The organism is Pseudomonas sp. MAFF 730105 (assembly GCF_055380705.1).
Genome location: NZ_AP018438.1, coordinates 416,204 through 428,865, shown reverse-complemented (window position 1 = coordinate 428,865; position 12,662 = coordinate 416,204). Strand labels below are relative to the sequence as shown.

At 61.1% G+C, this 12,662-nt stretch carries 8 protein-coding genes and 1 pseudogene; 4 read left to right on the top strand and 5 right to left on the bottom strand.

Going from position 1 to position 12,662, the window contains the following annotated elements; genetic code table 11:
• The first annotated feature begins 17 nt into the window (after positions 1-17).
• The 4 genes and pseudogenes from PCOSP_RS01890 to PCOSP_RS01875 all read left to right on the top strand — a co-directional run bounded on the left by PCOSP_RS01890 (position 18) and on the right by PCOSP_RS01875 (position 5,371).
• Positions 18-1,934 carry a methyl-accepting chemotaxis protein gene (locus PCOSP_RS01890; protein WP_139646467.1) on the top strand — a complete coding sequence of 639 codons (1,917 nt, stop codon included), beginning with the start codon at positions 18-20 and terminating at the stop codon, positions 1,932-1,934.
• A gap of 298 nt (positions 1,935-2,232) precedes the next feature.
• A pseudogene (locus PCOSP_RS01885) lies at positions 2,233-3,294 on the top strand (methyl-accepting chemotaxis protein); the annotation flags it as partial.
• On the top strand, positions 3,286-4,149 hold the full coding sequence (locus tag PCOSP_RS01880; protein WP_373682495.1) for a methyl-accepting chemotaxis protein: 864 nt from the start codon (positions 3,286-3,288) through the stop codon (positions 4,147-4,149). The pseudogene PCOSP_RS01885 and the gene PCOSP_RS01880, both read left to right, overlap by 9 nt.
• 850 nt (positions 4,150-4,999) lie before the next feature.
• Positions 5,000-5,371, top strand: coding sequence for a DUF6124 family protein (locus PCOSP_RS01875; protein ID WP_464710193.1), 372 nt, complete (start codon positions 5,000-5,002; stop codon positions 5,369-5,371).
• Positions 5,372-5,562: 191 nt separating this feature from the next.
• Here the strand turns inward: PCOSP_RS01875 and mdoH are convergent, their stop codons facing one another.
• The 5 genes from mdoH to PCOSP_RS01850 all read right to left on the bottom strand — a co-directional run bounded on the left by mdoH (position 5,563) and on the right by PCOSP_RS01850 (position 12,648).
• On the bottom strand, positions 5,563-8,139 hold the full coding sequence (gene mdoH / locus PCOSP_RS01870; protein WP_139646461.1) for a glucans biosynthesis glucosyltransferase MdoH: 2,577 nt from the start codon (positions 8,137-8,139) through the stop codon (positions 5,563-5,565).
• The gene (locus PCOSP_RS01865) at positions 8,132-9,874 is read right to left on the bottom strand and encodes a glucan biosynthesis protein G (protein ID WP_175384591.1); all 1,743 of its coding nucleotides are present in this window, start codon (positions 9,872-9,874) and stop codon (positions 8,132-8,134) included. Before PCOSP_RS01865 ends, mdoH begins: the two co-directional genes overlap by 8 nt.
• Positions 9,875-10,224: 350 nt before the next feature.
• On the bottom strand, positions 10,225-10,662 hold the full coding sequence (gene dtd / locus PCOSP_RS01860) for a D-aminoacyl-tRNA deacylase (protein ID WP_139646457.1): 438 nt from the start codon (positions 10,660-10,662) through the stop codon (positions 10,225-10,227).
• On the bottom strand, positions 10,659-11,630 hold the full coding sequence (pip, locus tag PCOSP_RS01855; RefSeq protein WP_139646454.1) for a prolyl aminopeptidase: 972 nt from the start codon (positions 11,628-11,630) through the stop codon (positions 10,659-10,661). Before pip ends, dtd begins: the two co-directional genes overlap by 4 nt.
• Positions 11,631-11,733: 103 nt before the next feature.
• Positions 11,734-12,648, bottom strand: coding sequence for an alpha/beta hydrolase (locus PCOSP_RS01850; RefSeq protein ID WP_139646452.1), 915 nt, complete (start codon positions 12,646-12,648; stop codon positions 11,734-11,736).
• Between the last annotated feature and the right edge of the window lie 14 nt (positions 12,649-12,662).

The following is a 12,662-nucleotide window of genomic DNA, read 5'->3' as shown; positions in this document are numbered from 1 at the left end:
CTCAAGGGAGTATCAGCATGTTCCGGTGGCTTGCCCAGAGTCTGGGAAACGTAAGCGTCAATCGCAAACTCGGCTTCGGCTTCGGCCTGGTGCTGTTTCTCACCTTGATGATCGCCTTCACCGGTTGGTCCGGCTTGGGCAATGTCATCAGCCGGGGCGACAAGCTGGGATTCATTGCCAGCCTGAACGACTTGAGCAAAGACTTGAACCTGGCCAGCATCGACTACAACGCCACCCGGGGCGAGAAAGGGCCACAGCTCGTCAACGACCTGCTGGTCAAGCTTGACGCCGGGCTGAAGACCGCTCGCCAGTTGATCGAACAACCGGCCGATGTGGCCATGATCGATAAGCAATTGGCCGCCGTGGCCGAGTACAAAAGCGCTTTCGCCGAAATGACCCGCGCCACCGTCAACCGCGAAGATGCCCGCAGTAAACTCGGCGCCAGTGCCGACAACGCCGTGGCCCGCGTCGCCGAGGTGGAAAAATCACTGCTGCAAGGCGGCGACGTCACCCAATTCAACAGCGTGGTGACCCTGAGCAAAGCGGTCCAGCAAGCGCGTTACCAAGTGCGCGGCTACACCTACAGCGGCAAGAGCGAAGCCCAGCAACCGGCCCTTGAGGCCATCGACACCGTGCTCAAGCTGCTCGCACGCCTGCCGGACCAATTGCCCCAGGAACATGCTGCCAACCTGCAACAGGCCAACGATTCGTTCAATCTGTATCGCGCGGCGGTTGCGCAGTTCCGGGATTCGCAGATCGAGAACGGTGCCGCCCTTCAGCGCATGACCGAGCAAGGCCAAGTGCTGATCGACTCCAGCCAGAAACTGACCGTGTCCCAGACAGCCGTGCGTGACCACGACGTTGCCCAGGCCAAGACCGTCCTGATCGCCGCTGCCGCACTGGCCCTGTTGTTCGGCGTCATCGCCGCCTTGCTCATCACCCGGCAGATCGTCGTTCCGCTGGGCCAGACCCTCCAGGTCGCCCAACGGGTGGCCGCAGGCGACCTGAGCCACAACCTGACCTCCGAGCGTCGTGACGAAATGGGCCAGCTGCAACGCGCCATGCAAAGCATGACCGTGAGCCTGCGGCAATTGATCGGTGGCATCAGCGAGGGGGTCACCCAGATCGCCAGCGCCGCCGAACAGCTTTCCGCCGTGACCGAACAGACCAGCGCCGGGGTCAACAGCCAGAAGGTCGAGACCGATCAGGTGGCTACTGCCATGCATGAAATGACCGCCACGGTGCAGGAAGTGGCGCGCAACGCCGAGGAAGCCTCCGAAGCCGCCGTCGCCGCGGATCAACAAGCCCGCGAAGGGGACAAAGTGGTCGGTGAAGCCATCGCTCAGATCGAGCGCCTGGCACGGGAAGTGGGTAACTCCACCGCCGCCATGGGGGACTTGAAGCGCGAGAGCGACAAGATCGGCAGCGTTCTGGACGTGATCAAGTCTGTCGCCCAGCAGACCAACCTGCTGGCCCTCAACGCCGCCATCGAGGCTGCCCGCGCCGGTGAAGCCGGGCGTGGGTTCGCCGTGGTCGCCGACGAAGTCCGCAGCCTGGCCCAACGCACCCAGAAGTCCACCGAAGAAATCGAGGAGCTGATCGTCGGTCTGCAAAACGGCACCGAACAGGTCGCGACCATCATGGACAACAGCCGTAGCCTGACCGACAGCAGCGTCGAGCTGACCCGACGGGCCGGCGGTTCGCTGGAAAACATCACCCGCACGGTCTCGGCGATCCAATCGATGAACCAGCAGATCGCCGCCGCGGCCGAACAACAGAGCGCCACGGCCGAGGAGATCAACCGCAGTGTACTGAACGTGCGCGACGTCTCCGAACAGACCTCCGCCGCCAGCGAACAGACCGCCAGTTCCAGTGCCGAACTGGCGCGACTGGGCGTTCATTTGCAGACGCTGGTGGGGCGGTTCAAGGTCTAGAGATACACAATCCTTCCCCTGTGGGAGCTGAGATTGCTCGCGATGAAGGCGACGCGGTCCCTCTGCAAGATCGCGTTATCGTTGATCGCGAGCAGGCTCGCTCCCACAGGATTGGGTGCTGCTGTCGGGAGTTGAGCCTGAGCAAGCTGCCCCACGGTGGACGGATTTGCGACTGATTCTTAACCGAACAAGAGCACGCACCCTCCCATCCAATCCCTTACCTATTTCCTACAGATCTGCATGGCATGGTCGATACTCTCCTCATAAGACCTACAAAAAGGTCCGTGGGAGTATCAGCATGTTCAGTTGGCTAACCGAAAAGCTGGGAAACGTAAGTGTCAATCGCAAGCTGGGGTTTGGTTTTGGCCTGGTCTTGCTCATGACGGTCCTGAGCACTTATGCGGGTTGGAACAGCCTGACCAGTGTAATCAGTCGTGCGGACAAGCAGGCCGCCATCGCCCATCTCAACGAGACGGCCAAGGACCTTCGAATCGCTCGCCTCGAATACGAAATGCGTCGCGGCGAACAAGGCGCCGCCGCCGTCAACGATCTTCTGGGCAAGCTCCAGGAGGGCTTGCAAGCCGCTCTCAAACAATTTGTACGAGCCGTTGACCAGCAGATGTTCAACCAGCAGCTGGCGATCCTCGATGAGTACAAACGCGCCTTTAACGACTTGACCCAAGCGACAGATAACCGAGAATCGGCCCGGTCCAAGCTCGGTGCTACCGCCGACAACGCCGTGGCCAAGGTTGCGGACGTTGAAAAGTCCCTGCTGCAAGGCGACAGCGTCGCGCAATTCAACAGCGTGATCGAGCTGAGCAAACTGATCCAGCAGGCACGCTTCCAGGTTCGCGGCTACACCTACAGTGGCAAGGCCGAAGCCGAACAACCGGCATTGAATGCTATCGACGACGCCCTGAAAAACCTCGAAAGCCTGCCGAGCAAGCTGCCGGAACAGCATATTGCAAACCTGCAACAAGCCACCGAATCGCTCAAGGGGTATCGCCTTGCCGTCAGCCTTTTCCGTGACTCACAAGTTGCCAGCACCGCCGCGCTCAAAAAAATGGTGGATCAAGAAGCCCGTCTGAACGAACTGAATAATGAGCTGACTGTTTCGCAAGTTGAAAAACGCGAGCAGGAGACGACACAGGCGAAGAATACCCTGATCATCGTCGCCCTCCTGGCACTGGCGTTCGGCGTGCTTGCCGCATGGCTCATCACCCGGCAGATAGTCACTCCGCTGCAACAGACGCTGATCGCCGTCGAACGTGTCGCCTCGGGCGACCTGAGTCAAAACCTTGAGGTCAGCCGTCGCGACGAGATGGGTCAGCTGCAAGGCAGCTTGCAGCGGATGGTCGTCAGTCTGCGGGAATTGATCGGCGGGATCAGAGACGGCGTGGCCCAGATCGCCAGCGCCGCCGAACAACTTTCGGCCGTGACAGAACAAACCAGCGCCGGGGTCAACAACCAGAAGGTCGAGACCGATCAGGTGGCTACCGCCATGCACGAAATGACCGCTACGGTGCAGGATGTGGCACGCAACGCCGAGGAAGCCTCCGAGGCCGCCGTTGCCGCCGACCAGCAAGCCCGTGAGGGTGAGCGGGTGGTTGGCGAAGCCATCGCGCAGATCGAGCGCCTGGCTAACGAGGTCGGCAACTCCACCGAAGCGATGGGTCATCTCAAGCACGAGAGCGACAAGATCGGCAGCGTGCTGGACGTGATCAAATCCGTGGCCCAACAAACCAACCTGCTGGCCCTCAACGCCGCCATCGAGGCCGCCCGCGCCGGAGAGGCCGGGCGTGGGTTCGCCGTGGTCGCCGACGAAGTCCGCAGCCTGGCCCAACGCACCCAGAAATCCACCGAAGAGATCGAAGAACTCATTCTTGGGCTGCAAAGCGGAACCGAAAAAGTTGCGACCATCATGGACAACAGCCGCGGCCTGACCGACAGCAGCGTCGAACTCACCCGCCGAGCCGGCAGTTCCCTGGAAAACATCACCCGTACGGTCTCGGCCATCCAGTCGATGAATCAACAAATCGCCGCTGCGGCCGAACAGCAGAGCGCCACGGCAGAAGAGATCAACCGCAGCGTGCTGAACGTGCGCGACGTCTCTGAACAAACCTCCGCCGCCAGCGAAGAAACCGCCGCCTCCAGCGCCGAACTGGCACGCCTCGGCGTTCATTTGCAGACGTTGGTGGGGCGGTTCAAGGTCTAGACAATACCCCCTCCCCGGTGGGAGCAGAGCTTGCTCGCGATGAAGTCGACGCGGTCCTTCTGCAAGATCGCGTTATCGTTCATCGCGGGCAAGCCTTGCTGCCACAGATAGTCATCAGTCAATCACGATCCAACAGACAACACCGTCGCCTGTGGGAGCGAGCCTGCTCGCGATGAAAGCGCCGCGGTTCTTCTGTCAGACCGCGTTATCGTTCATCGCGAGCAAGCCTTGCTCCCACAGATAGTCATCAGGCAACCATAATCCAACAGACAACACCGTCCCCTGTGGGAGCGAGCCTGCTCGCGATGAAAGCGCCGCGGTTCTTCTGTCAGACCGCGTTATCGTTCATCGCGGGCAAGCCTTGCTCCCACAGATAGTCATCAGGCAACCATAATCCAACAGACAACACCGTCGCCTGTGGGAGCGAGCCTGCTCGCGATGAAAGCGCCGCGGTTCTTCTGTCAGACCGCGTTATCGTTCATCGCGAGCAGGCTCGCTCCCACAGGATTGGGTGCTGTTGTCGGGAGTTGAGTAGGGCTACATCGTCTTGCGCCATTGCCTACAACTGCGCCAGAATCCGCCGGCTTGTGCGCTTGGGGTCTGGGTCCTATTGTTTGCGGGTCGCTGTCGGTTCAGCGATCGGGTTTAGCAGCTCGGATAATCCTAGACGTACAGTTCTCCACATTCGTGTTCAGACTTCAGTGTCTACACGTCTATGTCATGGCGGTTGTGCGTGGGAGACCCCAGGGTCTGCCGGGTTCTAGGGGCCGGTCTGCTAACCCGCGTACAGTCGCCACCTTTTTTGTTTAGCAGCGAATTCTGGCGGCTCCATTACCCTAGGAGCATCACCATGTTCAAGATCACACCCAATCCTCCGGAAACGGACCCAGCCTCTTCCTACACCGGCCTCGACCCCGAAAAACTCCAGGAAGCCACCGAGCGGGCATTGGATTTCTACCTGAAACCGAAACAGGCGGAACCCGACAACGCGCCGCCCCCTGGCCAGCTCTTCACCGTTGTGGACGATATCGACACCGAGTGTCTGTTGGCCAACCTCAGCGAGACCCTGGCTTCGGCCAATGTCATGGCCAGCGACCTGGCGTTCGAGCTGGATGGCTCGCGGAGGCATTTTGCCTTGGGTCTTCAGCAGTTGATCGAGTTGAGTGGTTTGCTGGCGAATCGGGCGCTGGATCGGGTCGATCCACGAGCTGAAGCCGAGTGATGTTGTGGCGAGGGGATTTATCCCCGCTGGGGTGCGAAGCGCCCCTGAAATCTGGGCATGCGGTGTGTCAGACAGGTTGAGGGGCTGCTACGCAGCCCAGCGGGGATAAATCCCCTCGCCACAGGGGTGATGTTCACAAGACACCCAACAAAAAGCCCCGCTTCCTTTTCGGAAGCGGGGCTTTTTGCGCATCAGGCCACTTGAGTCTGTGCACTCACTGGCTGAAGCGGTAGCAGCGGTGCATGGGGATCGGCCTTGACCGATGCGCGCCATGCCGCCAGCCATTCGGGATGGCCTTCGCTCCAGATCTGCTCATGCAGCCGGGACAGGGCCACCGGATCGCTCAGCAGCGCCAGTCGCTCGCCGTTGTTGAGCCCGCTCGGGCCGACCTTCAAGGCGTGACGAACACGTTCGACCCGCAGCCATTCGATCGGCTCGGCCTGGCCGTGCCGGGACGTCGCCAACGCACACGCCAGGGCGTTTTGCTGAGGATCGACCACCGCGCGAATGAAGCCGTCGTTCAATGCATGCCAACGGTTCTCATGGGTGTACTGGTCGGTCGACACCAGCTCCTGTGGTGGCGCGTATTCCTCAGGGATCAGGAACAGGCTTTCATCACGGGACTTCAAGCCCAGGCCTACACGGCTGGAGATCACCGACACCGGGATCGACAGCATCAGCGAACCGACGATTGGCACCAGCCACCACAGGAAGCTCGGGTTCAACCAGATCACCAGCAGTGCCCAGAAGAAGCCCAGCAGGGTCTGCGGGCCGTGGCGCTTGACCGCTTCGCTCCAGGGCGTCGAGTCGTCATCACGTTGCGGCGAGTTCCAGGTGGCGGCCCAGCCCAGGAACGCGGCGAGCACGAAACGGGTGTGGAAAATCATCCGCACCGGCGCCAGCAACATGGAGAACAGCATCTCCAGCAGCATCGACAGCGTCACCTTGAACTTGCCACCGAACTCCTTCGCGCCTTTGGCCCAGATCAGGACAATGCTCAACAGCTTGGGCAGGAACAACAGCACGATCGTGGTGGAGAACAGGGCGATGGCCTTCTCTGGATGCCATTGCGGCCAGAGCGGATACAGCTGGCGCGGCTCGAGGAAGTACTGCGGCTCCATCAGCGTGTTCACCGCCAACAACGCAGTGGACAGCACCAGGAAGAAGAACCACAACGGCGCCGACAGGTAGGACATCACCCCGGTCAGGAACACCGCACGGTGCACCGGGTGCATGCCCTTGACCAGGAACAGCCGGAAGTTCATCAGGTTGCCGTGGCACCAGCGACGGTCACGCTTGAGCTCGTCCAACAGGTTCGGCGGCAACTCTTCGTAGCTGCCCGGCAGGTCATAGGCGATCCACACGCCCCAGCCGGCACGGCGCATCAGCGCCGCTTCGACGAAGTCGTGGGACAGGATCGCACCGGCGAACGCACCTTTGCCCGGCAACGGCGCCAGGGCGCAGTGCTCGATGAACGGCTTCATGCGAATGATCGCGTTGTGGCCCCAGTAGTGGGATTCGCCCAACTGCCAGAAGTGCAGGCCGGCGGTGAACAGCGGACCGTACACCCGGGTGGCGAACTGCTGCATGCGCGCATACAACGTGTCCATGCCCGAGGCCTTTGGCGCGGTCTGGATGATGCCCGCGTCCGGCGTGGCTTCCATCAGGCGCACCAGGCTGGTCAGACACTCGCCGCTCATGACGCTGTCGGCGTCGAGCACGACCATGTACTTGTAGTCGCTGCCCCAACGACGGCAGAAGTCGTCGAGGTTGCCGCTCTTGCGCTTCACGCGACGACGGCGACGACGATAGAAGATCTTGCCCAAGCCGCCGGCTTCGCGGCAGACGTCCAGCCAGGCCTGCTGTTCGGCGACGCAGATATCCGTCTCGTTACTGTCGCTGAGCACGAAGAAGTCAAAACGATCCAGGTCGCCGGTGGCCTTCACCGACTCGAAGGTCGCGCGCAAGCCGGCAAACACACGGGGTACGTCTTCGTTGCAGATCGGCATCACCAGGGCGGTGCGGGCGTCCTTGGGAATCGGCTCGTTGCCGGCGCTGGCACCGGAAATGCGGTACTTGTCGTGACCGGTGAGCAGTTCCAGAAAGCCCATCAGCGCAGTCCAGAAACCGGCCGATACCCAGCAGAACAGGATCCCGAACAGGATCAGGATGCTGGTTTGCAGGGCATACGGCAGCACTTGCGTGGCTGTCTGCAGCAACGGTTGGTGCAGAACTTCCTCCAGGTCCACGAACGACCAGCCCTGGTACGGCATGATGCCTTTCATGTACCAGCCGGCAACGATGGTCTGGCCGAGCATGAGGATCAGCAGGATATAACGGCGGATCGAACCCACGGTGCGCCAACGGGCATGGGGCAGCACCCGCTCATCCTTGGGCGGCTTCGGCGGGTTGGTGCGACCGGTCATCCGTCGCCAGCCGCGCACCAGGATGTTGGTGCGCCATGGTTCCGGCACGACTTTGGTCCGACGAATCGGCGGCGTGGCCTTGAGACGCACGCGACCGCTGGAGTCGAGCCCCAGCATCTCCGCATCCTCGAGCTCTTCGGCAGTGCTCAGGACCAGGCGACGCCCCACCGAGGCTTGCGCCGCCTCGGCGGAATCGTCAACGTCAAAGGTCGAAGACGAAAGACGTTCATGCAACTCGCTGAAGGACTTGCAGCCCGCCAACTCGGCGCGCTGCTGGTCGGTCATTGGCAAATGGGCCAGATATTCGCTGAGCGTCTCTGGCGGTACTGGCGTATTACTCATCGGCTGGCAACTGATAGCTCCAGGTCTCGGTCAGGACTTGTTCAGTCGGTTCCGGTTCCTGCGGGGTTGGGGTCGCCTCGGCGGCGTCGGACGCCTTGACAGCCTTGGCTTCTTCTTTGGCTTGTTCTTTGGTTTTTTCTGCTTCTTTCTCGCCTTGTTGCTTGGCGATCTTGTCTGCCTTGGCCAGGGTAGCGGTCACGGAATGCGACGCGGCTGGTGCTTCGACAGGCGTCAACGGACGGACCAGCGCCGCGCGCATTTCGGTCGCCTGCTTCGCATCCTTGATCTTCAAGCGCAAGGTCAGGCGCCAGCCCTTGGTTTCAGGGTTGTAGCGCACACTGTTCTCGACGACCTCGGCGTTATCGCCGACGCTCACCTGGCTACGCACTTCGGCGTCTTCCGGCAGAGCCTGCAGGGATGGACCTTCGAAATCCACCAGATAGGCGACGCTGCCGTCCGGCTGGCGAATCAGGTTGGATTGCTTCACATCGCCCGTGGAGCGCAGGGTCTGCTTGACCCAGGCGCTGTCCGGCGAGTGCAGGCTGGCTTCGTCCAGCGTCCAGTGCAGGCGATAGGCGAAGTCCAGTGGCTGGCCTGGCTCAGGCAGTTTTTCCGGGCTCCAGAAGGCAACGATGTTGTCGTTGGTTTCGTCAGCGGTCGGGATTTCCACCAGATCGACAGAACCCTTGCCCCAGTCGCCTTTCGGTTCGATCCAAGCGCTTGGACGCTTGTCGTAGCGGTCGTCCAGGTCTTCGTAATGACTGAAGTCACGACCACGTTGCAGCAGGCCGAAACCGCGTGGGTTTTCCACCGAGAAGTTGCTCACGGCCAGGTGTTTCGGGTTGTTCAGCGGACGCCAGATCCACTCGCCGTTGCCAGCGTGAATCGACAGGCCGCTGGAATCGTGCAGCTCGCGGCGGTAGTTCAGCACTTTGGACGGCTGGTTGGCGCCGAACAGGTACATGCTGGTCAGCGGGGCGACACCCAGCTTGTTGACGCGGTCACGCAGGAACATGCGCGCTTTCACGTCGACGACAGTGTCGGTACCCGGACGCAGGGTCAGGCGGTAGGCGCCGGTGGCCCGAGGCGAATCCAGCAGAGCGAAGATCACCAGGTGCTTGTCGGTGGGTTTCGGACGCTGGATCCAGAACTCGCGAAAACGCGGGAATTCTTCACCGGACGGCAATGCGGTATCGATCGCCATGCCGCGGGCGGACAAGCCGTAAGTCTGGCCCTTGCCGATGACGCGGAAATAGCTCGCGCCCAGCATGGTCATGATTTCGTCCTGCTTGTCGGCCTTGTTGATCGGGTACAACACGCGGAAACCCGCGTAGCCCAATTGCTCGGTGGACTTCGGATCGAACTGGACGTCGCCGAAATCGAAGCGCGTCGGGTCGTATTTGATTTCTTCGACGTTGGTCGCGGTGATTTCGTTGATTTTCACCGGCGTATCGAAGTGCATGCCCTGGTGATAGAACGACAGCCTGAACGGCGTCTTCTGGTCGGCCCATTCGGCTTTTTCGGTGCGGAAACGGATTTTTTGATAGTCGCCGAATTTCATCTCGCGAAATTCGTTCGGCAGATTGCTGCGCGGGGCTTCGAATTTTTGCCCGGCCAGTTCTTTAGCCTTCGCCGATACATCATCCAGGCTGAATGCCCACAGTTGGCCCGCACCGAGCAGGCACAACAGCGCCGAGCCCGCTACCAGAGCGCTTTTAAACCGTTTGGCAGACATTTTTGGTGCATTACAGGGACTAACAATCACGAGCAACCCTCGCCGAAAACAGATCAAAAAACCAACGGCCAGATAAAGTATCCGCTTGGTAACGGCATTGAAAAACCGACCTTGCGGAGCACTCTTGCCAAGTTGGCGAGCATTGTTCCGACTCCGATGGGGCAAAATGATTCCCCAAACGGCTCAGGACAACTCTCTACCTAAGTCAAATGGACCAGCGAACGCCGATCCCCCGTAGCGCGCGATTATCTAGCAGGCCGCGTGACAACGCATCAGGGGCAACAAAGTATTTATCGAGAAAACTCCCTGTTTAACCTCGAAACAGAACCGAAAAGGTGTTTCAAACGCTTTCAGACCTGTAACAGGAAGGTTACCGGGCCATCATTGACCAGATGCACTTGCATGTCGGCGCCGAATCTACCTGATGCCACAGTGCCATGCACCTCTTTCGCCTGATTGACCAGGTAGGTGAACAGCTCCTCTCCCAGTGCCGGAGGCGCGGCCGTCGAAAAACTCGGGCGCAAACCGCTCTTGGTGTCCGCCGCCAGGGTGAACTGTGACACCAGCAACAGACCACCCCCGACATCCGCCAGGGACAGGTTCATCTTGCCGTCGGCGTCACTGAACACCCTGTAGTTAAGCAGCTTGTGCAAGAGCTTGTCGGCACTGGCCCGGGTATCCTCGGGTTCGACCGCCACCAGGACCAGTAAACCCTGGTCCACGGCCCCCACGATATCGCCCGCGACCTCCACCCGGGCACCACGGACCCGTTGCAACAGCCCCTTCATGCTTCTTCGGGCGGCAGGTCGAGCAAGCGCCGGGCCATTTGGCCGGCGGCGCGCACCAGTGCGTCGGTAATACCCGGCTCCGACGCCGCATGACCGGCATCGCGGATCACCTGCAGTTCGCTGTTGGGCCAGTTCTGATGCAGCTCCCAGGCATTGTCCAGCGGGCAGATCACGTCATAGCGACCATGCACGATGACGCCCGGCAAATGGGCGATCTTGCCCATGTCGCGAATCAGCTGGTTGGGTTCGAGGAAGGCGTTGTTGGTGAAGTAATGGCATTCGATGCGGGCAATCGACAGCGCACGCTGCGGCTCGGAGAAGCGGTCGACCACCAGCGGGTTCGGACGCAAGGTCGCTGTACGACCCTCCCAGATGGACCAGGCCTTGGCTGCGTGCATCTGGGCGATCTGGTCATTGCCGGTCAGGCGCTTGTGGAAGGCGCTGAGCAGGTCGTCGCGCTCATCCAGGGGAATGGGTGCAATGTAATCCTGCCAGTAATCGGGGAACAGGCGACTGGCGCCAGCCTGATAGAACCACTCGATTTCCTGGGGACGGCAGAGAAAGATTCCACGCAGGATCAGGCCGTGGACCCGCTCCGGATGGGTCTGGGCGTAGGCCAGGGCCAGGGTAGAACCCCAGGAGCCGCCGAACAGCACCCATTTCTCGATGCCCAAGTGCTTGCGGATGCGCTCCAGGTCTTCGACCAGATCCCAGGTGGTATTGTTTTCCAGGCTGGCGTGGGGCGTGGAACGACCACAGCCGCGCTGATCGAAAGTAACAATGCGGTACAGGTTCGGATCGAAGTAGCGACGGCTCTGCGCGTCGCAACCCGCGCCCGGACCACCGTGAATGAACACCACCGGCAGGCCTTCCGGAGAGCCACTTTCATCGACATAGAGCGTGTGGGTGTCATCGACAGCCAGATCGTGCCGGGCATGGGGTTTGATCTGCGGGTACAAAGTCTGCATTGGGCGCTCCGTAAGGGGTCGAGTCATCCCTGTAGGGACTCTATTTAATCTGCCGTCAGGCATCATAAACCCGAATCGCCTTAATGAGCATGCCCCCGCGCAGTCAAAGCGTGTCGGCCAAGTACGCCAACAGCATGCGATACATCTGATCGACCTCCGGCACCTGGTGCCGGCCACGCAGACAGCCGTGCACAAGTCCTTCCCCGACATACAGCACGGACCGCCCTCCGGCGGCGTCTAGCCGTTCGCTGTAAAGGACCCCGTCATCGCGCAGCGGATCCCATTGGGCCACGATGATGAGTGCCTTCGGCAGGCGACCCAGGTCATCGGCGAGCAACGGCATGGCGTACGGCGATGGCGCGGTGGTACCCAGGTAAAGCTGGTGATAGTCGTCCAGGTCGCGACTGCTCAGGAGCGGCGCGTTGGCACATTCTTGTCGCGAGGGCAGATCTGCGGGGCCGCCAAGGGCGGGGTAAATCAACACCTGACCTCCAGGCATCGGTTGAGCGGTATCGCGCAAGGCCAGGCACAGCGCCGCGGCAAGGTTGCCCCCGGCGCTATCACCCATCACCCATCGACGCCTGGGGTCGACGGCAAAGGGCGCCGCCATCAGGTGGCGCCATACCGCGAGACAATCTTCGAAGGCGGCCGGGAACGGATGCTCCGGCGCCAGCCGATAATCCACCGCAATGACCAGCGCCCCTAGCGCGGCAGCCAGCTCCATGCAGATGAAATCATGGGAATCCAGGTCTCCCACCACCCATCCGCCACCGTGAAGATAAAGAAGGCACGGCCAGCCTGCCAGTGGCGCTGCACGCCGTGGGTGATAGGCCCGCACGGCCACGCCGGCCAACTCCAAGTCATCGATTGTCAGCGTCGCCGGGCGCGGCGGGTTAAATCCGCGGCACATCTGGTTGTAGGCCTGGCGCACGCCCGTGAGGCTCGTGTCCGGGCTGTTGAAACCCAACGTCTTGTCGACGAAGGCGGACATTGCTGGGGAAAGTGGATAAGAAACCATGGAGAGATACAGTC